General features: G+C 60.3%; 23 protein-coding genes. 15 read left to right on the plus strand and 8 right to left on the minus strand.

Features of this window, described 5'->3' with window-relative positions; translation table 11 throughout:
• Positions 1-28 precede the first annotated feature (28 nt).
• Positions 29-403: a YacL family protein gene (locus tag LG31_RS0108440; RefSeq protein WP_033114030.1), complete on the minus strand. Its 375-nt coding sequence runs from the start codon at positions 401-403 to the stop codon at positions 29-31.
• Positions 404-598: 195 nt separating this feature from the next.
• On the opposite strand from LG31_RS0108440, the gene LG31_RS0108445 reads away from it, so the two are divergent.
• The 7 genes from LG31_RS0108445 (at position 599) to LG31_RS0108475 (ending at position 8,025) form a co-directional block, all read left to right on the plus strand.
• Entirely contained in the window at positions 599-1,714 is a 1,116-nt protein-coding gene (locus LG31_RS0108445; protein WP_033114031.1) for a sugar diacid recognition domain-containing protein, read from the plus strand.
• A gap of 118 nt (positions 1,715-1,832) precedes the next feature.
• Positions 1,833-3,095: a GntP family permease gene (locus tag LG31_RS0108450; protein WP_033114032.1), complete on the plus strand. Its 1,263-nt coding sequence runs from the start codon at positions 1,833-1,835 to the stop codon at positions 3,093-3,095.
• 9 nt (positions 3,096-3,104) lie between these two features.
• Positions 3,105-4,238, plus strand: a complete 1,134-nt coding sequence (locus LG31_RS0108455) for a glycerate kinase (RefSeq protein WP_033114033.1) — start codon at positions 3,105-3,107, stop codon at positions 4,236-4,238.
• 229 nt (positions 4,239-4,467) lie between these two features.
• On the plus strand, positions 4,468-5,031 hold the full coding sequence (locus LG31_RS0108460) for an NnrU family protein (protein WP_033114034.1): 564 nt from the start codon (positions 4,468-4,470) through the stop codon (positions 5,029-5,031).
• Between the two features lie 59 nt (positions 5,032-5,090).
• Positions 5,091-5,627, plus strand: a complete 537-nt coding sequence (locus LG31_RS0108465) for a glutathione peroxidase (protein WP_033114035.1) — start codon at positions 5,091-5,093, stop codon at positions 5,625-5,627.
• An 83-nt stretch (positions 5,628-5,710) separates the two neighbouring features.
• A complete protein-coding gene (locus tag LG31_RS0108470; protein ID WP_033114036.1) occupies positions 5,711-6,646 on the plus strand; it encodes a LysR family transcriptional regulator in 936 nt (311 codons plus the stop codon).
• A gap of 182 nt (positions 6,647-6,828) precedes the next feature.
• On the plus strand, positions 6,829-8,025 hold the full coding sequence (locus LG31_RS0108475; RefSeq protein ID WP_033114037.1) for a NupC/NupG family nucleoside CNT transporter: 1,197 nt from the start codon (positions 6,829-6,831) through the stop codon (positions 8,023-8,025).
• A gap of 101 nt (positions 8,026-8,126) precedes the next feature.
• On the opposite strand, the gene LG31_RS0108480 is transcribed toward LG31_RS0108475, so the two are convergent.
• The 5 genes from LG31_RS0108480 to LG31_RS0108500 form a co-directional block, all read right to left on the minus strand.
• Positions 8,127-8,546, minus strand: coding sequence for a DUF4426 domain-containing protein (locus LG31_RS0108480; protein ID WP_033114038.1), 420 nt, complete (start codon positions 8,544-8,546; stop codon positions 8,127-8,129).
• Positions 8,547-8,575: 29 nt separating this feature from the next.
• Entirely contained in the window at positions 8,576-8,875 is a 300-nt protein-coding gene (yggU, locus tag LG31_RS0108485) for a DUF167 family protein YggU (protein WP_033114039.1), read from the minus strand.
• Positions 8,875-9,426 (minus strand): YggT family protein, encoded by a 552-nt coding sequence (locus tag LG31_RS0108490; protein WP_033114040.1) that lies wholly within the window; start codon positions 9,424-9,426, stop codon positions 8,875-8,877. Before LG31_RS0108490 ends, yggU begins: the two co-directional genes overlap by 1 nt.
• 11 nt (positions 9,427-9,437) lie before the next feature.
• The gene (proC, locus tag LG31_RS0108495) at positions 9,438-10,265 is read right to left on the minus strand and encodes a pyrroline-5-carboxylate reductase (protein WP_033114041.1); all 828 of its coding nucleotides are present in this window, start codon (positions 10,263-10,265) and stop codon (positions 9,438-9,440) included.
• 66 nt (positions 10,266-10,331) lie between these two features.
• Positions 10,332-11,033 (minus strand): YggS family pyridoxal phosphate-dependent enzyme, encoded by a 702-nt coding sequence (locus tag LG31_RS0108500; protein WP_033114042.1) that lies wholly within the window; start codon positions 11,031-11,033, stop codon positions 10,332-10,334.
• Positions 11,034-11,072: 39 nt separating this feature from the next.
• Here LG31_RS0108500 and tapT point away from each other — a divergent pair, with 39 nt between their 5' ends.
• The 4 genes from tapT (at position 11,073) to LG31_RS0108520 (ending at position 14,689) form a co-directional block, all read left to right on the plus strand.
• The gene (gene tapT, locus LG31_RS0108505) at positions 11,073-12,107 is read left to right on the plus strand and encodes a type IVa pilus ATPase TapT (protein WP_033114043.1); all 1,035 of its coding nucleotides are present in this window, start codon (positions 11,073-11,075) and stop codon (positions 12,105-12,107) included.
• A gap of 28 nt (positions 12,108-12,135) precedes the next feature.
• Entirely contained in the window at positions 12,136-13,245 is a 1,110-nt protein-coding gene (gene tapU / locus LG31_RS0108510; protein WP_033114090.1) for a type IVa pilus ATPase TapU, read from the plus strand.
• A 47-nt stretch (positions 13,246-13,292) separates the two neighbouring features.
• Positions 13,293-14,066, plus strand: coding sequence for a peroxide stress protein YaaA (gene yaaA / locus LG31_RS0108515; protein ID WP_033114044.1), 774 nt, complete (start codon positions 13,293-13,295; stop codon positions 14,064-14,066).
• Positions 14,067-14,260: 194 nt separating this feature from the next.
• Positions 14,261-14,689, plus strand: a complete 429-nt coding sequence (locus LG31_RS0108520; protein ID WP_033114045.1) for a hypothetical protein — start codon at positions 14,261-14,263, stop codon at positions 14,687-14,689.
• Between the two features lie 306 nt (positions 14,690-14,995).
• Here LG31_RS0108520 and LG31_RS0108525 read toward each other — a convergent pair whose 3' ends face one another.
• Together LG31_RS0108525 and arfB are read right to left on the minus strand one after the other, a co-directional pair.
• The gene (locus LG31_RS0108525; protein WP_033114046.1) at positions 14,996-15,487 is read right to left on the minus strand and encodes a methylated-DNA--[protein]-cysteine S-methyltransferase; all 492 of its coding nucleotides are present in this window, start codon (positions 15,485-15,487) and stop codon (positions 14,996-14,998) included.
• 21 nt (positions 15,488-15,508) lie between these two features.
• Positions 15,509-15,925 (minus strand): alternative ribosome rescue aminoacyl-tRNA hydrolase ArfB, encoded by a 417-nt coding sequence (arfB, locus tag LG31_RS0108530; RefSeq protein ID WP_033114047.1) that lies wholly within the window; start codon positions 15,923-15,925, stop codon positions 15,509-15,511.
• Between the two features lie 201 nt (positions 15,926-16,126).
• On the opposite strand from arfB, the gene glnK reads away from it, so the two are divergent.
• The 4 genes from glnK to LG31_RS0108550 all read left to right on the plus strand — a co-directional run bounded on the left by glnK (position 16,127) and on the right by LG31_RS0108550 (position 20,448).
• The gene (glnK, locus tag LG31_RS0108535; RefSeq protein WP_033114048.1) at positions 16,127-16,465 is read left to right on the plus strand and encodes a P-II family nitrogen regulator; all 339 of its coding nucleotides are present in this window, start codon (positions 16,127-16,129) and stop codon (positions 16,463-16,465) included.
• 193 nt (positions 16,466-16,658) lie between these two features.
• Positions 16,659-17,666, plus strand: coding sequence for a Fe(3+) ABC transporter substrate-binding protein (locus tag LG31_RS0108540; RefSeq protein WP_152598358.1), 1,008 nt, complete (start codon positions 16,659-16,661; stop codon positions 17,664-17,666).
• A gap of 39 nt (positions 17,667-17,705) precedes the next feature.
• Positions 17,706-19,331 (plus strand): ABC transporter permease, encoded by a 1,626-nt coding sequence (locus tag LG31_RS0108545; RefSeq protein ID WP_033114050.1) that lies wholly within the window; start codon positions 17,706-17,708, stop codon positions 19,329-19,331.
• 82 nt (positions 19,332-19,413) lie between these two features.
• Complete coding sequence (locus LG31_RS0108550) at positions 19,414-20,448, plus strand: ABC transporter ATP-binding protein (protein ID WP_033114051.1); 1,035 nt, start codon at positions 19,414-19,416, stop codon at positions 20,446-20,448.
• Positions 20,449-20,471: the final 23 nt, after the last annotated feature.

Raw genomic sequence — 20,471 nt, forward strand, 5'->3', positions numbered from 1 at the left:
CCGACCAGAATAAGCGAAACGGGGTCAATCAGCCCATATCCTCATTGCGGATAAAGGCGCGCCAGGAGGTGAGCACCTGGGCAAAATCTTCCAGCCCGCACATGGCCAGCTGTTCATCATCGTAGTAGGCGAGATCGTCGAGATCCTCGCCCAGTTCGATATTGAGGACGTTGGCCTTCACCTCCGCCTCTTCGTGAGTCAGCAGCAGGGAGTAATCCCCGCCGGTGAGCCGGTATTCGGTGCGACTCCGACTGGAGAGCTGGTCGATGATGGCGAAGAGCTCGTCAATCTTCTCCTCATCTTTGCCCACTTCGTCGATCAGCCACTGGCCGATGGCTTCATGGCCCATGGAGAAGCGGGCGCGATAACCACCGAACGGGTCGCGGCGAAATTCATAATCCATAGCGCACTCCAAATCGGGGGGATGGGCCTGCACGAAGCCGGGGTGGCAGCACCAAATCCTGCTCCATGGCGGGCTTACATCGGGTAAAGTGGCCTATTCTAGCGATCCCCCTCTCGCTTGTCTTGATGATGTGGCATCTTTGCCCCGCAGCAGGTGCTTTCCTGCGGGTTGCCGAGTCCCTTCTTTGGAGATGTTATGCAGCTAAACGATACCCTGGCGCGCCAGATTGTGAGCCGGGCGATGAAGATCCTTTCGTTCTCGGTCAACGTGATGGACGAACACGGTCTCATCATTGCGTCCGGCAATCCGGAGCGGCTCCACCAGCGCCACGAGGGGGCCGTGCTGGCGCTGACCGAAAACCGGGTGGTGGAGATCAGCGAAGCGACCGCCCGCGAGCTTAAGGGGGTGCGCCCCGGCATCAACCTGCCCATCGCCTATCAGGGGGAGTTGCTGGGGGTCATCGGTATCTCCGGCGATCCGGATGAAGTGCGAGCTTACGCCGAGCTGGTACGAATGACTGCCGAGCTGATCCTAGAGCAGGCGGCGCTCACCGAACAGCTGCAGTGGGACAAGCGTCACAAGGAGGAGCTGGTGCTGCAGCTCATTCGTGGCGAGGGGCGGGTCGATCAGCTGCAGCAGGCAGCTCGCTTCCTCGGGCTCGATCTCGGTCAGCCACGAGTGGTGGCGGTGCTGGCACTGGAGGAGAGCGACCCGGCCCGGCTGCGAGAGCTGGTACATCTGCTGGAGAACCCGGAGCGGGACAATCTGGTGGCTATCAACGGTCTCGACGAGATAGTGGTGCTAAAACCGGCCCAGCTCAGCGACGGCCTCTGGCAATCGGCGCAGGAGCGCAGCCGGATCAAGCAGCTGCTGGCGCGTATCCCTCACTTCAAAGTGCGGATCGGGGTGGGGGATTACTTCGCCGGGATCGACGGGCTGGCGCGCTCCTACCAGACGGCGCGGGATACCTTGCGCCGTGGCATGCGCCAAGCGCCGCGCAAGCAGGTCTACTTCTTCGAGGATTACCGCTTGCCGGTGCTGCTCGGCAGTCTGGCAGACTCCTGGCAGGCGGATCAGCTGCGCACACCGCTGCAGAAACTGGCCCGGGAAGATGGCAAGGGAGCGCTGCAGAAGACCCTGCGCCAATATTTCTTGCAGGATTGTGATCTGCATCGCTGTGCCGAAGCTTTGTTCATTCACCCCAATACCCTGCGTTACCGACTAAGCCGGATCGAGCAGATAACCGGATTGAATTTCAATAAGTTAGACGACAAATTTTTGCTCTATCTCGGCCTTAATCTCGACTTGTGATTGTTAAAATAGACAAATAAATCCTGTTCAATGATCCAATATTTGGCCATTTGGCCAAAGCATTCTGATTGCAGATCTCCATAATGGCGGCCATTCACTCCCATTGAAGGTGTCCGTCATGATCCCGGTTACAGCCCTTGGCGCCATCGCGGCGCTCTCCATCGCCATCTTCCTCATTTTGAAGAAGGTACCGCCCGCATACGGCATGATCGTTGGCGCGCTCGCCGGCGGCCTGATCGGCGGCGCCGATCTGACCCAGACCGTTGCCCTGATGATTGGCGGCGCCCAGGGGATCACCACTGCGGTGATGCGGATCCTGGCGGCCGGCGTACTGGCCGGTGTGCTGATCGAATCGGGTGCGGCCACCACCATCGCCGAGACCATCGTCAAGAAGCTGGGTGAGACGCGCGCCCTGCTGGCGCTGGCGCTGGCGACCATGATCCTGACCGCGGTCGGTGTATTCGTAGACGTGGCAGTCATTACGGTCGCCCCCATTGCGCTGGCCATCGCTCGCCGTGCCGACCTCTCCAAGGCGGCCATCCTGCTGGCTATGATCGGTGGCGGCAAGGCGGGCAACGTCATGTCACCCAACCCCAACGCCATCGCGGCTGCGGATGCCTTCCACCTACCCCTGACCTCGGTCATGGCGGCCGGCATCATCCCGGGCCTGTTTGGTCTGGTGATGGCCTACTGGTTGGCCAAGCGTCTGAATAACAAGGGCAGCAAGGTTGCCGCCGACGAGGTGGTGAGCTTCGAGGGCACCAAACTGCCGGGCTTTGCCGCCGCCATCAGTGCGCCGCTGGTTGCCATCCTGCTGCTGGCCCTGCGTCCGGTTGCCGGTATCGTGGTGGATCCGCTGATTGCGCTGCCCCTCGGTGGTCTGGTCGGTGCCCTGATGATGGGCAAGTTCAGCAAGGTGAACCAGTTTGCGGTCTCCGGTCTTTCCCGCATGGCGCCGGTGGCCATCATGCTGCTGGGTACCGGTACTCTGGCGGGCATCATTGCCAACTCCGGTCTGAAAGATGTGCTGATCAGCGGCCTGACCGCCTCCGGTCTGCCCTCCTACCTGCTGGCCCCCATCTCCGGTGCCCTGATGTCGCTGGCAACCGCCTCGACTACCGCTGGTACCGTAGTCGCTTCCAACGTATTCAGCTCCACCCTGCTTGAACTGGGTGTCAGCGCGCTGGCGGGTGCTGCCATGATCCATGCCGGTGCCACCGTATTTGACCATATGCCCCACGGCTCCTTCTTCCATGCCACTGGCGGCAGCGTCCACATGGGCGTGGGTGAGCGACTCAAGCTTATCCCCTACGAAACCGCAGTCGGTCTGACCATTGCAGCTGTCTCCACCCTGATGTTTGGCGTGTTTGGCCTCGCCTAAGGAATTGATATGAAAATTGTTATTGCCCCCGATTCATTCAAGGAGAGCCTGAGCGCCATGGCGGTGGCTGATGCCATCGAGGCCGGTTTCAAACAGGTGTTGCCAAACGCCACCTACGTCAAATTGCCGATGGCCGATGGCGGCGAGGGCACGGTGCAGTCGCTGGTCGATGCCACCGGCGGCCGCATCCTCCCGGTCGAAGTGACCGCCCCCCTTGGCAACAAGGTACAGGGTTTTGTCGGCCTGCTGGGTGATGGTCAGCGCGCCGTTATCGAGATGGCCGCCGCCTCCGGTATCCATCTGGTCGCTCCCGAGCAGCGCAATCCGCTGCTCACCTCCAGCTTCGGCACTGGCGAGCTGATCCTGGCTGCGCTGGAGATGGGGGTGAAACACCTCATCCTCGGTATCGGCGGCAGCGCCACCAATGACGGCGGTGCCGGCATGATCCAGGCGCTCGGCGGCAAGTTGCTCAAAGCCGATGGCTCAGCCATCGAGCTGGGCGGTGCAGGTCTGGCAGAACTCGCGACTATCGACCTGAGCGGTCTGGATCCGCGTCTGGGCGATCTGGTTATCGAGGTGGCGTGCGATGTGAACAACCCGCTGTGCGGCCCGAAAGGCGCCTCAGCGGTGTTTGGCCCGCAGAAGGGGGCGACCCCGGAGATGGTGCAGCAGCTCGATGCTAACCTTTCCCGTTATGCCGACTGCATCGAGCAGGCCCTTGGCAAGCAGGTGAAGGATATTCCGGGGGCAGGCGCCGCCGGTGGCATGGGGGCCGCACTGGTCGGTCTGCTTGGTGCCGAGCTCAAGCCCGGTATCCAGATCGTCATCGAAGCCCTGAAACTGGCCGATGAAGTGGCCGATGCGGATCTGGTCATTACCGGTGAAGGTCGTATCGACAGCCAGACCATCCACGGCAAGACGCCAATCGGTGTCGCACGCTGTGCCAAGCAGTTCGGCAAGCCGGTGATCGGTATCTCCGGCTGTCTGACCGATGATTGCGGCGTGGTGCACGAGCACGGGCTGGATGCGGTGTTCGCCGTGGTCAACCGTGCCATGTCCCTGCCGGAAGCACTGGAGACCGCCAGCACCAACATTCAGCTGACCGCGCGCAACGTCGCGGCACTCTATCAGCTCAAGGGCTGATCCGGTTCGGCCGATGGGCGCCATCGGCCACCCAATATCCCCGTATGGGGCATCTCTCATCCCGCGAGATGTCTGGCTGCCCTGGCACTTCTTTGCCGATCCTCCGTGATCGGCTTTTTTCTTGTTACATCCTCCAGCTCCATGTTCGATGCCATGGGGCCGCGTGGTTTCTATAGGCGCATCCCGCCCTTTCCGGCATAGTGGTAGCCACACGAACAAGGAGAGACCCATGATCCTGCTGACTCTGGGCGTCGCGCTGTTTACCCTGATCCACCTCTACCCCTGTTTTGCAGCGGCGCATCGGGCACGGCTGCGCGAGCGGCTCGGGGAAAATCGTTACAAGGGGCTCTTCTCCCTGCTGGTGTTCGTTGCCATCGCCTGCATCATCGCCGGCTGGCGCACCGTCCGGCCATTTCCGCTCTATTTCCTGCCGGATTGGGGGCCGCTGGCCATGATGGGGCTGATGCCCATCTCCCTCATTCTCTTTTTTTCGGGGCAGGGTCCCAACCATTTGCGGCGCTGGCTGGTTCATCCGCAGCTGCTCGGCACCCTGCTCTGGGCCATTGCCCACCTGCTGGTCAATAGCGAGGCGCGTTCACTGGTGCTGTTTGGCGGTATCGGGCTGTGGGCGTTGGTGAGCATCGTCTGGATTTCGGTGCGGGACTGGCAGAAATATCCACGGCCCGAGGCCAACTGGACCGGTACCGGCATCAGTGTCGGGGCCGGACTGGCGGCCACGGCGCTGCTCATCTTCTGGGGCCACGGTTGGCTGACCGGCATTCCTCTCCATTGAGAGTGAACCGCCCCGGTGCAAGGGACGTATCAGAGAGAAAACCACAAGGAGTGTTGCCGATGAAATGGTTAGCGCTGTTGTTGCTGCTTGGCAGCGGCATGGCATCTGCCGCCTGTCCCGACTATTTCAATGTGGAGATGCGCGAGCTCAACAGCACCCAGCGCCACAATCTCTGTCAGCTGACCGAGGGCAAGGTGGTGCTGGTGGTCAATACCGCCTCCTACTGCGGCTATAGCGGCCAGTTTCGCGATCTGGAGAAGCTTTATCAGAGCTACAAGGACAAGGGGCTGATTATTCTCGGTTTCCCCTCCAACGACTTCTGGCAGGAGGCGGGCAACGAGAACAAGACCGCCGAGGTGTGCCGTCGCGACTATGGTGTGACCTTCCCGATGTTCAACCGGGTGGCGGTACGTGGTTCTGATGCCGTGCCGCTGTTCAAGGGGCTGGCGGCGGCCGCAGATGGCGATGAACCGAACTGGAACTTCCACAAGTATCTGGTGGGGCGCGATGGCAAGCTGATTGCAAGCTACGGCGCCAACCAGAATCCGTCCGATGATCCCCTCAAGCTACAGATAACCCGGGCGTTGGGGCTCTGACCCTACCCCTTGGCGAGGAGCTCTGGAATAATGGGCTCCCGCCCTTTCAACCCGGTTATCCTGTGCTGCAACGTCTTCCGCAAATGGTGATCTTCGACGCGCTGGTGCGCGAGCAGGGTATCTCTGCCGCCGCCCGCCGTCTCGGGGTCTCCAAATCTCATATCAGCAAGCAGCTGGCGCTGCTGGAGACCGCCCTCGGCGCCCAGCTGGTACAGCGAACCACCCGTCGCTTCGCCCTGACCGAGCTGGGTCAGGAGTATGCCCGCCACTGCCATGCGCTGGTGGCGGTCGCGCAGGAGGCGAACTCGATGATCGCCGAGCGGCGCGGCAAGGTGAGTGGCGTGCTTCATCTCGGGGTGGGCCAATCTTTCGGCCGTCTGCATGTCATTCCTCATCTCAAGGCGTTTCAGGACCGTTATCCCGAGCTGGAGCTGGAGGTCTCCCTGTTCGACCACAAAACCAATCTGGTGGATGAGGGGCTGGATCTCTGGCTGACCACCTATGAAGACAAACCGGAAGGGCTGGTCGGGCAGCGGCTGGCCGATATCGGCTTCGTGCTGGCGGCTTCGCCGGATTACCTGTTGAGCCACGGTACGCCGCTCCATCCGAAAGAGCTGGCCCAGCACAACTGCATCACCTATCAGAGCCGGGAGCGGCGCTATCACCAGTGGTCATTCCGTCAGGGCAAGGAGCGCCAGACGGTGCAGGTTGCTGGCAACTATCGGGTCGATATGGCGGAGGCGGTGCGCGATGCGGCGTTGGCCGGGCTTGGCATCGCCTACATCGCCAACTACTTGCTGGACAAGGAGCTGCAGAGCGGCAAGCTGATCCCGTTGCTGCCCGAGTGGCGGCCGAACCAGCAGATGGCGGTGCATGCCGTCTATGCCCGGCGCGAACATCTGGATCCCAAGATCCGTCTCTTCATCGATTTCCTCAAGGCTCGCTTTGGCCCGGAGCCCTACTGGGAACAGCGGCTGGCCCCCTGGCTTGGTGGTCGATTGTCCGGTAGTGAGGAATGATTGTTTTTAAGTGGAAACACTTGATTTCTTCTGATACTAAAATCGAGCCAAATCAGCCAGTTGGCGCAACCGGTATCGTGCAAACGTTTTTTCTAACAGAGCCGTAACCAAGTGGACTTGCAGTGACGGGGGGAGAGGCGCAGAATCCGCGCCCATCTTTTTCCCCACCTGATGGAGTCCCTATGATTGCCCTGCTCGGCATCCTGAGTATCCTGGCGCTTGCCGTGATCTGCTCTGATAATCGTCGTCGTATCCCGTTGCGAACAGTTGGCCTTGCCCTCTGCCTGCAGGTCATGTTTGCCGCGCTGGTACTCTGGCTGCCTGCTGGTCAGCACGTGCTGAACGGGGTGAGCGAGAGTGTCAGCAGCGTGATTGGCTACGGTCAGGAGGGGATCGCCTTCCTGTTCGGCGATCTGGCAAAGTTCAAGCTGGGTTTCATCTTTGCCTTCAACGTGCTGCCGGTCATCATCTTCTTCTCCGCGGTGATCGCCATCCTCTATCACATCGGCATCATGCCGCGGGTCATCGCCCTGCTGGGCGGCGGTCTGCAGAAGCTGCTGGGCACCGGCCGTGCCGAGAGCCTCTCCGCCACCGCCAACATCTTCGTCGGCATGGTGGAAGCGCCGCTGGTGGTCAAACCCTACCTCTCCAAGATGTCCGACTCCCAGTTCTTCGCAGTGATGAGCTGTGGTCTCGCCTCCGTCGCCGGTGGCACTCTGGTGGGTTATGCCAGTATCGGGGTTGAGCTGAAATATCTGATTGCGGCCGCCTTCATGTCCGCGCCGGCCGGTCTGGCGATGGCCAAGATCTTGGTGCCGCCGAGTGTTGAAGAGGTGGATCACCATCAGGATGTCGAGATCCCCCGTGCCACCAACGTGATTGAAGCGGCTGCCGATGGTGCCATGGCCGGCCTCAATATCGCTGTGGCGGTCGGTGCAACCCTGCTGGCCTTCGTTGGCGTGATCGCCATGCTCAACGGTCTGCTCGGCTGGGCTGGCGGTCTGGTGGGTCTTGATCTGAGCTTCCAGATCATTCTGGGCTGGCTGTTTGCCCCGGTATCCTGGCTGATCGGTGTGCCCTGGGAGCAGGCACAGGCGGCCGGTGCCCTGATTGGTACCAAGATCGTGGTCAACGAGTTCGTCGCCTTCATCGCATTGGTGCAGGATCAGACCCTGAGCGAGTCGAGCAAGGCCATCGTGACCTTCGCCCTGTGCGGCTTCGCCAATATCTCCTCCATGGCCATCCTGATCGGCGGTCTGGGCGCCATGGTGCCGGAGCGCAAAGGCTTTATCGCCCGTTACGGTATGCGTGCCATCCTCTCCGGCGTGCTGGCCAACCTGATGAGCGCCTCCCTCGCGAGCATCTTCCTCGCCCTGTAACAGGCCTGGATAATTCATAAAACAAGGGCGCCATCATGGCGCCCTTGCTGTTTTTCCCGAACAAAAACCCCGACCTGAGTCGGGGCTTTTTGCTGCGCTATTCAGTCCACGTAGAAGGTTTGCTGGAAGGTGAGGATCTGCTGCTGACCGCCCCCCATGATCTTCAAGGTGAACTGGTAGGTATCTTCATTGCGATATGGGAGGGTTGCCAGATAGTAGATGGCATCCCCCTCCTTGACCTCCTGGAAGCTGAGGTTGCGGATGGTGCCGGTGAGGTTCTTGGCTTCGCCGGTGACGGAGACCGCCTGGGCCTTGGCCTGCTTGTCCTGCACCGCAATGTTGATGATGCCGTTGTAGCGGCTGCGCTCCAGACCGTAGGTCTTGGCTACCTCGGGAGTGAGGAAGCTGGAGTTGAAGGCGTTGTAGTGCACCTGCCATGGGCCCAGCTCCTTCATCTGTTCAGCCCGCAGGGGCAGGGTCATCAGCAGTGCCAACAGGCAGCTCATCCAGGCTGTTTTCATGGTGTCATCCCTCTCGTATCAATGTTGGCTCAGGCCGGATTGTCCAGCAGAGCGCTCACTTCCGGTGGCAACTGTTTGGGGCTGTCGATGGCGACCGTCTTGTGTCGCCCCAGCTCGCCCCGCACTATGGTGACCTGCCCCTTGGCCACCTTGAACTGCTTGGCCAGAAACTTGATCAAATGGCTGTTGGCCTGGCCATCGACGGGCGGTGCCGTGATGGCCACTTTCAACTCTTCTCCGTGCAATCCGACGATCTGATCCCGGCTCGCCTTGGGCTGGATCATCAGATGCAGTACCAGTTCATCCCCCTGTAGCAGGACGGCAGGCATCAAATCATCCACCACAGCTGGCCGAACAGGTCGCCCAGCAGATAGTTGATGGCCTGCAGCCCGATAAAGGCAACCAGTACCGAGAGATCCAGCCCGCCCAGCGCCGGCAGTACGCGGCGGATCGGAGAGAGGAAGGGCTCGGTCAACTGGTACATCACATATTCGATGGGGTTGCGGCCCTGGCTGACCCAGCTCAGGATGGCGCGGATCAGCAGTACCCAGAAGATCATCGAACCGGCTTTCTTCAGCACGGTCAGTGCCGCGAACAGGCTGATGCTGAGCCAGTCGGCCAGCAGTACGTTCATGCTCTTGAGCAGGGCCAGCTTGAGGAAGGCGACAGCCAGCGCCAGCACCACGGAGGCGAGATCCAGCCCCCCCAGACCCGGGATGACCCGGCGCAGCGGCACCACCAGCGGGTTGGTCAGTTTGACCACCATCTGGCTCATGGGGTTGTAGAAGTCGGCGCGGGCCCACTGCAGCCAGACGCGCAGCAGAACCACCATCAGGTAGAGATCGAAAACGGTATTGATCAGAAAGTAAGCGGTGTTCATCTGGGCTCCTGTCAGAAAAGAGTTTCCATTTCGGCGGCGCGAGCGACGGCTGCCTGCATGGCGTTGGCAGTCAGCGGCATCAGCCCCTGCTGCTGGAATGTCTTGATGGCTTCGGCGGTTGTGCCGCCCTTGCTGGTGACCTGCTCACGCAGGGTTTGCAGCGACAGTTCGGGATTTTGCTCCACCATGGCCGCCGCACCGAGGGCGGTCTGCTGCACCAGATGGCGTGCCTGCTCGGGGGAGAAGCCCATCGCTTCTGCCTCTTCGGCGATCGCCTGCATAAAGAGGAAGAAGTAGGCCGGGGCGCTGCCGGCTGCGGCGATGATGCTGTTGATGCCAGACTCCTGCTCCACCCAGAGGGTCTTGCCGACCGCCTGCATCATCTGCTCGGCAAAGTCGCGATCGCTGGCGGCAATATGCTTGGGGGCGTAGAGGCCAGTCATACCCAGACCCAGCAGGGCCGGGGTATTGGGCATGGTACGGATGATGCGGTCGTGACCACCGGCCATCTCGCCAAGGCGAGCAACCTTGATGCCGGCCGCGATGGAGACGAGCAGCTTGCCCGCAAGGGAGCCCAGCTCGGCAACAAGTGCTGCCAGCATGCCGGCCATCAGCTGTGGTTTGACCGCCAGCACGATCACCTCGGCATGGCGGGCAGCCTCGGCATTGGACCGGGTGGTGCGAATGCCGTAGTCGTTGGCTAGCGCATCCAGTTTGGGCTGGCTCGGGTTGGCGGCAGTGATAAGCGTTGCCGGATAACCCGCTTTGACCAGACCGGCGATGATGCTGCGGCTCATGTTGCCTGCGCCGATAAAGGCGAGCGTCCTGTGCTGTTGCATTAAAGGCTCCTGTTGCTTGGTGGGGCGCTGGCACGCGGCGTGCGTTGCATGCGCTCGCGCACCGGCTTATGAGTAGTCGCGGGCGCCGAAGATAGCGGTGCCGACCCGCACCATGGTGCTGCCGTGGGCGATCGCCAGTTCAAGATCCTCGGTCATCCCCATCGAGAGGGTATCGACGCTCGGGTATTGTCGCGCAAGCTCGGTGAACAGAGTCTGCATACGGGCCATTTGGGCGGCCAATATGGTCTCGTCACTGGTGTGTTCGGGAATGGCCATCAGCCCGCGCAGCACCAGCCGCTCACTTTGAGAAACCAGTTCGGCGAGGCGGAAAATCTCTTGTTCCGACGTTCCGGATTTGCTGCTCTCTCCGCTAATATTGATTTGCAGACAAACATTTAGCGGTGCCATGCTGGCAGGGCGCTGATTGTTCAGACGTTCGATCAGCTTCTCTCTGTCCACGCTTTGCACCCAGTCGAACCGTTCGGCAACCAGCCTGGATTTGTTCGATTGCAAAGGGCCGATAAAGTGCCACTCTATGTCGTTATATTCGGGTTGCTGGCGCAGGGTGTCGATCTTGGTGGCCGCTTCCTGAGCGTAGGATTCGCCAAAGCAGCGCTGGCCGGCAGCGTGAGCGGCCATCAGGGCCTCAAGGGGTTTGGTTTTGCTGACCGCAAGCAACCGGACCTGCTCCGGATTGCGGCTCGCCCCTCTGGCTGCTAGGGCAATACGTTCTTTTACCTGAAGCAGGTGCTGGGCAATCTGGTTCATGTTTCGTTAGTGATCTTGTGATGGGAGAATGACAAATCTATGGATATCACAGAGTTATTGGCTTTCAGTGTAAAGCATAAAGCGTCGGATCTACACCTGTCAGCCGGGGTTCCCCCGATGATCAGGGTTGATGGCGAGGTTCGCAAGATCAATTTGCCCGCCCTCGAACATCGGGAAGTGCACGCCCTCATTTACGACATCATGAACGATCACCAGCGCAAGGAGCTGGAGGAGAATTTCGAGGTCGACTTCTCGTTCGAGGTGCCCAATCTGGCCCGTTTCCGGGTCAACGCCTTCCAGCAAGCGCGTGGTTCGGGCGCGGTATTTCGTACCATCCCCAGCACAGTGCTGAGCCTCGAAGATCTCGATGCGCCGGAGATCTTCCGCAAGATCGCCGAGTTCCCGCGTGGTCTGGTGCTGGTGACCGGGCCGACCGGTTCCGGTAAGTCGACCACGCTGGCGGCCATGGTCAACTACATCAACGAGAACTTCCATCACCATATCCTCACCATCGAAGACCCTATCGAATTTGTGCACGAGAACAAGCGCTGTCTGGTGAACCAGCGCGAAGTGCACCGCGATACCAAGAGCTTCAGCAATGCCCTGCGCTCGGCACTGCGGGAAGACCCTGACATCATTCTGGTGGGCGAGATGCGCGATCTTGAAACCATTCGCCTCGCCATGACCGCAGCCGAAACCGGCCATTTGGTGTTCGGTACCCTGCACACCTCGTCGGCGGCCAAGACCATCGACCGTATCATCGACGTCTTTCCCGGCGCGGAGAAAGACATGGTGCGCTCCATGCTCTCCGAATCCCTGCGGGCGGTTATCTCCCAGACCCTGCTCAAGCGCATTGGCGGCGGTCGGGTGGCCGCCCACGAGATCATGATGGGGATCCCGGCGGTGCGTAACCTTATTCGGGAGGACAAGATTGCCCAGCTCTACTCGGTGATCCAGACCGGGATGACCCACGGCATGCAGACCATGGATCAGAGCCTCAAACAGCTGGTCAGCCGTGGCATGGTCGCGTCTCTCGATGCCAAGGCCAAGGCGGTTGACCCCAACAGCATCTGATGATGCCGGATCCAGGGAGGGATCGATGATGAATCTGGATGAACTGCTGGGCCAGCTGGTGGAGAAAAAAGGGTCGGATCTCTTTGTGACGGTGGGGACGCCCCCCACCCTCAAGGTGAACGGCCATCTGCTCTCTTTGGGGGGCGAAGTGCTCGATAAAAAGGCTGCCTTGACGCTGGTGAGGGAGACCCTGAGCCCCGAGCATTTCGAGCGCTATATCCGCACCAAGGAGGCCAACTACGCCATCCATCGCGAAACCTTGGGTCGGTTTCGGGTCAGCGCTTTCTGGCAGCAGGAGCTGCCGGGCATGGTGGTGCGGCGTATCGAGACCCGCATCCCAACCTTCGATGACCTGCAATTGCCTGTGATCCTGCAGGAGGTCGCATTGGCCAAGCGCGGACTGGTGCTGTTTGTTGGCGCCACCGGGGCGGGCAAATCGACCACCCAGGCGACCATGATTGGTTATCGCAACCAGAATGCCGACGGCCATATTCTGACGGTGGAAGACCCGGTGGAGTTTGTCCATCAGCATGGCCGCAGCCTGATCACCCAGCGGGAGGTGGGGATCGATACCGAGTCGTTCGATGTGGCGTTGAAAAGCTCGCTGCGTCAGGCGCCGGACGTGATCCTGATCGGCGAAATCAGAAGCTCTGAGACCATGGAGTTTGCCCTGCAATTCGCCGAGACAGGTCACCTCTGCCTCGCGACCCTTCATGCCAACAACGCCAACCAGGCGCTGGATCGCATTTTGCATCTGGTGCCGCAGGAGAAGCATCGCCAGTTCCTGTTCGATCTATCTTTCAACCTCAAGGCTATTGTCGCCCAGCAACTGGTGCCGAGCGTGGATGGCAAGCGGCGCTGCGCCGCATTCGAGATCCTGCTCAACACCCCGCTTATCACCGACATTATCCGCAAGGGGGAGATGCACCGTCTCAAGGAGGTGATGACCAAATCGACCGAGCTTGGCATGCAAACCTTCGATCAATCGCTGTTCAACCTGTTCTGCTCCGGCCAGATTGGCTACAGTGAGGCCCTTGCCCATGCCGACTCGGCCAACGACCTGCGGCTGCTGATCAAGCTTTCCGGCCGAGATCAGCTTGGTACCGGTACGCTGGACAATGTGACGCTGGATGAATGAATCATGGGGCCGCTCTGCCGTTCGGCCCCTCGCCATAAAGGAACCTTATGCTGATTGTGGTCTCCCCGGCCAAGACGCTGGATTACGAGTCACCGCTGGTGACAACCCGATTCACCCAACCCGAGCTGCTGGATCACTCTGCAGAGCTCATCAAGCGGGCTCACCAACTGAGCCCGGATCAAATTGCCACCCTGATGAAGATCAGCGACAAGCTGGCGGGTCTCAACGCCGCTCGCTTTGCCGAGTGGCAGCCTGATTTCAACCCGACCAACGCCCGTCAGGCATTGTTGGCCTTCAAGGGGGATGTCTACACCGGGCTGGCAGTAGAAGATTTCAGCGAGGCTGATTTTGACTTCGCTCAGGCGCATCTGCGAATGCTCTCCGGTCTCTACGGTGTGCTGCGCCCCCTCGATCTGATGATGCCCTACCGGCTTGAGATGGGAACCAAGCTCGACAATGGCCGCGGCAAGGATCTCTACCAGTTTTGGGGTGAGGTGATCACTCACCACCTCAATGAGGCATTGGTGGCACAGGGGGATGAGGTGCTGATCAATCTGGCCTCCGACGAGTATTTCAAGTCGGTACGACCCAAGAGCCTGAAAGGGCGGATCGTCACCCCGGTGTTCAAGGATGAGAAGAACGGCCAGTTCAAGATCATCAGCTTCTACGCCAAGAAGGCGCGTGGCATGATGGCCCGCCACATCATCAAGCACCGCCTGACCGAGGTGGAACAGCTGACCGGTTTCAACGCCGATGGCTACTACTTCGTGCCGGAAGAGTCAGACGCCAATACCCTGGTGTTTAAACGCGCCGAAAATTAATTACAAAAAGAGGGAACCAATCTTTCGACCCGCGGGTCTGAATATGTGAATCCTCTGTTGTAAGCACTTTTTATTCGCCGACGTTTGATACGTCGGCTTTTTTATTGCCGTTTTTATTGTCCATCGATTGCCTTCGCGGGGACTATGTGGTTCAGATAGACTCAAGACAGGGAGTGAGTCGTCGCGAGGTTTGTATGGAACAGAAAAATGCCATTCGGCAGGTTGCCGTACCTTGGGCTCCGTCCCGCCAGCTTCCACCCGGACTGGTCGTTGCCGAGCTGCATCAGGATCTCTGGAGCGACTCCCTGACCATCATGCTGGGTCGGGCGCGCAGCATCGATCTGCCTCCGCAAATCCTCTGCCGGGTCTATTTCCGCCATATCTACGCCCTGCGGGTGATCGAAGATTGCGATCTGGCGGAGGGGAAGGATAGCCACGCCATCGAAGAGCAGATCCAGCTCATCACCCCATCCCGTTTCGCCAGCTGGTTTCATCAGGAGTCGGACGGTCTGCATCTGGACGAAGATTTGCAGCACTATCGCATCTCGACCTGGGATTACTGCGCCGACGTGCTTACATCTTCGGCACCTGAGCTGCAGTTTGTCGCTCCGCGAGAATCCTGATCCGGTCATCGTCTGGTAGCAACAAGGGGGAAGGCCGTTTCAGCCTTCCCCCTTCTCTTTGCAGACGAATACTTCCGGACACAAAAAAAGCGCCTCAAGGGAGGCGCTGGGGAAAAAAGACAGATTGGAAGCGTCACATGGGTGCTACTTGGAGTGGTGAATGAGCCGTGCCACTCAAGTATGGAGCCATCATGCCAGCTTCTATCTGAAGTAGTTCTGAGACAATTCTTCATCCTCTGTTCATCTTGTCAGCAAGGTGACCAACGTCGGTTGCCGTAACATTTGGCTATTGTCAGAGCAGGAGACTCACGGGGTAAGAACAAACGGTGCGTGACGCTGCTCCAGCTCCAGCAGCCAGCGTTTGATGGGAATGCCGCCGGCATAACCGGTTAGCTCGCCGCTGCGGCCGATCACCCGGTGGCACGGCACTATGATGCTGAGCGGATTGCGGCCATTGGCGGCTCCCACGGCTCTGACCGATTTGGGATTGCCGATGGCCCGGGCGATATCGAGATAGCTGACGGTTTCGCCGTAGGGGATGTCACAGAGGGCGCGCCATACCGCCTGCTGGAATGGCGTGCCACGGACGGCCAGCGGCAGGTCGAATTGCTGCAGACGACCGGCGAAGTAGGCGGCGAACTGCTCGACGAAGGGAGCCAGCGCCAGATCATCCCGTTGCCACTCATTGGTCGGAGTTACTGGTTGTTCCCCCCGCACGAACTCCACATAGCGCAGACCATCCCGATCGATGGCGATGAGCAGAGGGCCATGGGTGCTGTCGCAAAAACTGTATTTCATGCTGTCATCCTCGGGTCAGGGTTAGTCCAAAACCAGCTTGCCGCGGGTCGATTTGATCTCCCCCTTGCGCTTCTTGGCATCGACCCGTTTGCGTTGGGAGCTGCGGGTCGGCTTGGTTGCATGGCGGGCCTTGGGGCGCCACGCCGCCTTTTTCAGCAGTTCCACCAGACGGCTCATCGCCTCCTTGCGGTTCATGTCCTGACTGCGATGGCTCTCGACCCGGATCAGGATAAAGCCGTCGTGCACCCGGCTGTCGCTCAGCTTGTCGAGCCCCTCCTTGTAGAGCGGGGTCAGGCTGGGGGAGTTGCGGTAATCGAAGCGCAACCAGACGGCGGAGTCGGTCTTGTTGACGTGCTGGCCACCGTTGCCCTGGGCCCGCATGGTCTGGAATTGCAGCTCATGCCAGGGGAGGGTAACGCTGTTGGAGATGACTAACATACTGCTGTGCTCTTGTTTGGTGCAGAGGCGCTGGCCGCCACAGCGTGGTGCCTCATTATGGGGCGCGTGGCAGGCCGATCCTGGCTCGCTTTGGGTGTTGCTCCGCAATTAGACGCTATCTTTATGAAATTTAATAATAAAAATACTTGGCACAAGAATTGATTCCCGGTTTATGACACACCATGGATTGGGAGCAACCAGATGAAACTGATTAGTGCGATTATCAAACCGTTCAAGCTGGACGATGTCCGCGAGGCCATTGCCAACCTGGGGGTGGAGGGGTTGACCGTGTCCGAGGTCAAGGGATTTGGCCGCCAGAAGGGACACACCGAATTATACCGGGGGGCCGAGTATCAGGTCGACTTTTTACCCAAGGTGAAGCTGGAGATCGCCACCACGGATGACAATGTGGAGGGGGTGATCGAGGCGATCTGCAAGGCTGCCTATACCGGCAAGATCGGTGACGGCAAGATCTTCGTATACGACCTGTTGCAGGCGGTGCGTATTCGTACCGGCGAGAACGACGAAGAGGCGCTCTGATCGCCGGTTTGTCACATCACTTGCCATGGCAAAACCCGATTGGGGCTGGATGGGATTCTATCCGGCCCTTTTATTTATGGCGCGTTTAAATATGTGAACTTCCCCCGCCACTCCTCCTTGATCTCGCAATTGGAATATGCAGAATGCAAACGGAAATTGTTCTCACTCGGTTTAGCAACTCAAGGAATGGATGATGAAAATGAAGATGCTGGCACTGGCTTTCTCTGCATTGGCAGCCCAGTCTGCGTTGGCGGCAGGAGAGGTGAATGTCTACTCCAACCGGCAGGATGAGCTGATCAAGCCCATCATCCAGCAGTTCGAGAAGGAATCGGGCATCAAGGTGAACGTGGTGTTCGCCAAAGAGGGGCTGAACGAGCGTCTGGAGCGGGAAGGCAAGCTCTCTCCGGCTGACCTGATGCTGACGACCGATATCAGCCGTCTGACCGATCTGGTAGACAAGCGGCTGGTGCAGCCGGTGGACAGCAAAATCCTGCAGGAGAACATCCCCGCCAGCTATCGCGATCCGGAGAACCGCTGGTTCGCCCTGACCACCCGGGTGCGTGCCATCTACTCCAGCAAGGATCGCCTCGGCAAGCTCGACACCATCAGCTACGAAGATCTGGCAAAGCCGGAATTCAAAGGGAAAATCTGCACCCGCAGCGGCAAGCATGAGTACAATGTGGCGCTGGTCTCCTCCATGATCGTCCATCACGGCATGGCCGAGACCAAAACCTGGCTGGAAGGGGTCAAGGCCAACCTGGCACGCAAGCCGCAGGGCAACGACCGGGATCAGGTCAAGGCGATCAAGGATGGCATCTGCGACGTGTCGCTCGGCAACAGCTACTATCTGGGCGCCATGTTGAAAGATCCGGCGCAGAAGTCCTGGGCGGATGCGGTCTACATCAACTTCCCGAACCAGGCTGACCGCGGTGCCCACGTCAACGTGAGTGGCGTGGCCATGACCAAGTATGCCAAGAACAAAGAGGCCGCCCAGAAGCTGATGGAGTTTCTGGCTGGTGACACCGCCCAGCACATGTATGCCGACGTGAATGCCGAGTATCCGGTCAAGGCCGGGGTCGAGCCTTCCGCCATGGTCAAGTCCTGGGGCAGTTTCAAGTCTGACGCGCTACCGGTCAGCGATTACGCCAAGCACCGCAAGGACGCCTTGCAGTTGCTGGATGAAGTGAAGTTCGACTTGTAATCAGATGGGGCCAACGGCCCCATCAACCTCTGTGGTCTCATGAAAAATTTTGGATGGATTACCGGCAGCTGGGCCACCGCCCTGCTGCTGGCTTTACCGGTTATTGCCCTTGTTTTCTCTGCCTTCTCGGCTGAGGGAGATCTGTTTCGCCACCTCGCCGATACCGTGCTGCTCGACTATCTGGCCAATACCCTGGGGCTGGTGGTTGGTGTGGTGCTGCTCAGCCTGCTGTTTGGCGTGCCCACCGCCTGGCTGGTGGCCATGTGCCAGGTGCCGGGGCGCCGTGCCCTGCAGTGGGCCTTGATGCTGCCAATGGCCATGCCCTCCTATATCGTCGCCTACGTCTATACCGACTTGCTCGACTACTCGGGCCCGCTACAGGCCGGGTTGCGCGCACTCTTTGGCTGGAACAGTCCGGCCGATTACTGGTTTCCGGCCATTCGCTCCCTTGGCGGCGCTGCCTGGGTGCTGGCGCTGGTGCTGTTCCCCTATGTCTATCTGTTGACTCGCGCCTCTTTTCTCGAGCAGTCAGTCAGCCTGATCCACTCCAGCCGCCTGCTCGGCTGTACCCCCTGGCAGAGCTTTCGCCGTCTCAGTCTGCCGCTGGCGCGCCCCGCCATCATGGTGGCCGTGTCGCTGGTGGCCATGGAGACGCTGGCAGATTTTGCCACCGTCCACTTCTTTGCCATCAACACCCTGACCACGGCGGTCTACGACACCTGGCTCGGCTACGGCAGTCTGGCCACCGCGGCGAAACTCTCCTGCCTGATGCTGCTGGCTGTGGTGCTGTTGATCGCGCTGGAGCGACGCTCTCGCAGTCGGCAGCAGGTGTTCCAGAAGTCCATGGGTCATGAGCAGCCGCTGCGCTATCCGCTCAAGGGGATGGGCCGTTGGTTGGCCGGTCTCTGGTGCTGGGGGTTGGTGCTGGCCGGTTTCGGCCTGCCGTTCGTCATCCTGCTCGATTACGGGGTGCGCTACTTCGAGTTGTCGTGGACACCGGAGTTCGTCCGCTTCGCTGGCAACAGTCTGCTTATCTCGGCGCTGACCGCCCTGCTGGCGATGGGCATCGCCCTGCTGCTCGGCTTCTTCCGCCGCCTCGATGGCGGGATAAAGAGTCTGTTGCCCCTGCGCCTCGCCGCCATGGGTTACACCATGCCGGGTACCGTGCTCGCCATCGGGGTGCTGGTGCCACTCACCGCCCTCGACTTTGCCATCAACGATCTGGCCGAATGGTTGGGGCGTCAGGGCCCGGGCTTGCTGCTGACCGGTACCATTACCGCCATCGTGTTCGGCTATCTGGTGCGCTTCGTGGCTATCGCCATCGGCTCGGTGGAGAGCAGCATGGGCAAGATCTCCCCAAGCCTCGATATGGCGGCCCGATCCTTGGGGCAGGGAGATGGCGCCATGCTGCGGCGGGTCCATCTGCCGCTGGTGCGGCGCGGCCTGTTTGCCGGTGCCATGCTGGTGTTCATCGAGTCCATGAAGGAGCTGCCTGCCGCCCTGCTGCTGCGGCCGTTCAACTTCGATACCCTGGCGACCCACGTCTACCAGTTCGTCTCGGACGAGATGCTGGAGCGCGGCGCGCTGGGGGCCATCGTCATCGTGCTGGTGGGTCTGTTGCCGCTGATCTGGGTCAATCGCAGTCTGGACAGCCCGGGCCACTGAGTCGCCACGTCGGCCAATGAAATTGCATGCGGTGTGCTTGAGCGAAAGGTAGTGCGCCGCCAGAAACAAGAGGAAGTCAGCCTTGTCCTGTTTGCAGGTTGAAAATGTCAGCTGCCGTTACAACGGCCGCAATGTGCTGGAACAGCTCTCCCTGACGGTGGCAGACAACGAGATCGTCTGCCTGCTGGGGGCCAGCGGCTGCGGCAAAACCACGCTGCTCAAGGCCATCGCCGGGCTGTTGCCGTTGGCAGAGGGCTCGATTCGCCTCGGCGATACCCTGTTCGATGGGCCCGGTGCCAGCGTGCCGCCCGAGGCGCGCAATATCGGGATGATCTTTCAGGATTACGCCCTCTTCCCCCACCTGACGGTGGCCGACAACGTCGGTTTCGGTCTGACCAAACTTGAGCGCCGGGCCCGCCAGCAGCAGGTGGACGAGGCGCTGGCGCTGGTCAATCTGCAGGGGCTGGGGGATCGTTATCCGCACCAGCTCTCCGGCGGTCAGCAGCAGCGGGTGGCCATCGCCCGGGCGCTGGTGTGCAAGCCTCGGCTGATGCTGCTGGATGAGCCCTTCTCCAACATCGATACCCAGGTGCGGATGAAGCTGATCCTGGAGATCCGTGCCCTGCTCAAGCAGCAGGGGATCGGCGCCATCTTCGTCAGCCATAGCAAGGAGGAGGCGTTTGCCTTCGCCGATCGGCTGGCACTGTTTCGCGCAGGTCATATCGAGCAGGTGGGCCAGCCGGAGCAGCTCTATCGCCGCCCGCAAAACCGCTTCGTGGCGGAGTTTCTCGGTGGGGTCAACTATCTGGCGGCCGAGGTGGTGGACAGCCACTGCGTGCAGACGGTGCTCGGGGTCATCTGTGGCAGCGAACCCCATGGTCGGGCGGTGGGTGAGCAGTTGCAGCTGATGCTCAGACCCCAGCAACTGCTGCTGGAGAGCGCCGCGGAGGGCGAGCTCAAGGTGGTGGAGCAGCAGTTCCTCGGCCATCACTGCCGGGTGCTGTTCGAGTGTGGCGATCTGCAGCTGGAGGCGAGTATTGGCGAGCCTCTTGAGGGAATGCGGGCCCGCATCCGGGTGGCGCCTCACACGCTGGTGTTGTTTGACCCTTTACCCTGAACGCGTGATATCGTCGTGAAATC

This window comes from Aeromonas lacus (assembly GCF_000764665.1).
GTDB classification, from domain to species: Bacteria; Pseudomonadota; Gammaproteobacteria; order Enterobacterales; family Aeromonadaceae; genus Aeromonas; species Aeromonas lacus.

Coding starts and splice junctions, on each gene's coding strand:
- LG31_RS0108440 (WP_033114030.1), bottom strand. CDS start 403: ATGGATTATGAATTTCGCCGCGACCCGTTCGGTGGTTATCGCGCCCGC.
- LG31_RS0108445 (WP_033114031.1), top strand. CDS start 599: ATGCAGCTAAACGATACCCTGGCGCGCCAGATTGTGAGCCGGGCGATG.
- LG31_RS0108450 (WP_033114032.1), top strand. CDS start 1,833: ATGATCCCGGTTACAGCCCTTGGCGCCATCGCGGCGCTCTCCATCGCC.
- LG31_RS0108455 (WP_033114033.1), top strand. CDS start 3,105: ATGAAAATTGTTATTGCCCCCGATTCATTCAAGGAGAGCCTGAGCGCC.
- LG31_RS0108460 (WP_033114034.1), top strand. CDS start 4,468: ATGATCCTGCTGACTCTGGGCGTCGCGCTGTTTACCCTGATCCACCTC.
- LG31_RS0108465 (WP_033114035.1), top strand. CDS start 5,091: ATGAAATGGTTAGCGCTGTTGTTGCTGCTTGGCAGCGGCATGGCATCT.
- LG31_RS0108470 (WP_033114036.1), top strand. CDS start 5,711: ATGGTGATCTTCGACGCGCTGGTGCGCGAGCAGGGTATCTCTGCCGCC.
- LG31_RS0108475 (WP_033114037.1), top strand. CDS start 6,829: ATGATTGCCCTGCTCGGCATCCTGAGTATCCTGGCGCTTGCCGTGATC.
- LG31_RS0108480 (WP_033114038.1), bottom strand. CDS start 8,546: ATGAAAACAGCCTGGATGAGCTGCCTGTTGGCACTGCTGATGACCCTG.
- yggU (WP_033114039.1), bottom strand. CDS start 8,875: ATGCCTGCCGTCCTGCTACAGGGGGATGAACTGGTACTGCATCTGATG.
- LG31_RS0108490 (WP_033114040.1), bottom strand. CDS start 9,426: ATGAACACCGCTTACTTTCTGATCAATACCGTTTTCGATCTCTACCTG.
- proC (WP_033114041.1), bottom strand. CDS start 10,265: ATGCAACAGCACAGGACGCTCGCCTTTATCGGCGCAGGCAACATGAGC.
- LG31_RS0108500 (WP_033114042.1), bottom strand. CDS start 11,033: ATGAACCAGATTGCCCAGCACCTGCTTCAGGTAAAAGAACGTATTGCC.
- tapT (WP_033114043.1), top strand. CDS start 11,073: ATGGATATCACAGAGTTATTGGCTTTCAGTGTAAAGCATAAAGCGTCG.
- tapU (WP_033114090.1), top strand. CDS start 12,136: ATGAATCTGGATGAACTGCTGGGCCAGCTGGTGGAGAAAAAAGGGTCG.
- yaaA (WP_033114044.1), top strand. CDS start 13,293: ATGCTGATTGTGGTCTCCCCGGCCAAGACGCTGGATTACGAGTCACCG.
- LG31_RS0108520 (WP_033114045.1), top strand. CDS start 14,261: ATGGAACAGAAAAATGCCATTCGGCAGGTTGCCGTACCTTGGGCTCCG.
- LG31_RS0108525 (WP_033114046.1), bottom strand. CDS start 15,487: ATGAAATACAGTTTTTGCGACAGCACCCATGGCCCTCTGCTCATCGCC.
- arfB (WP_033114047.1), bottom strand. CDS start 15,925: ATGTTAGTCATCTCCAACAGCGTTACCCTCCCCTGGCATGAGCTGCAA.
- glnK (WP_033114048.1), top strand. CDS start 16,127: ATGAAACTGATTAGTGCGATTATCAAACCGTTCAAGCTGGACGATGTC.
- LG31_RS0108540 (WP_152598358.1), top strand. CDS start 16,659: ATGAAAATGAAGATGCTGGCACTGGCTTTCTCTGCATTGGCAGCCCAG.
- LG31_RS0108545 (WP_033114050.1), top strand. CDS start 17,706: ATGAAAAATTTTGGATGGATTACCGGCAGCTGGGCCACCGCCCTGCTG.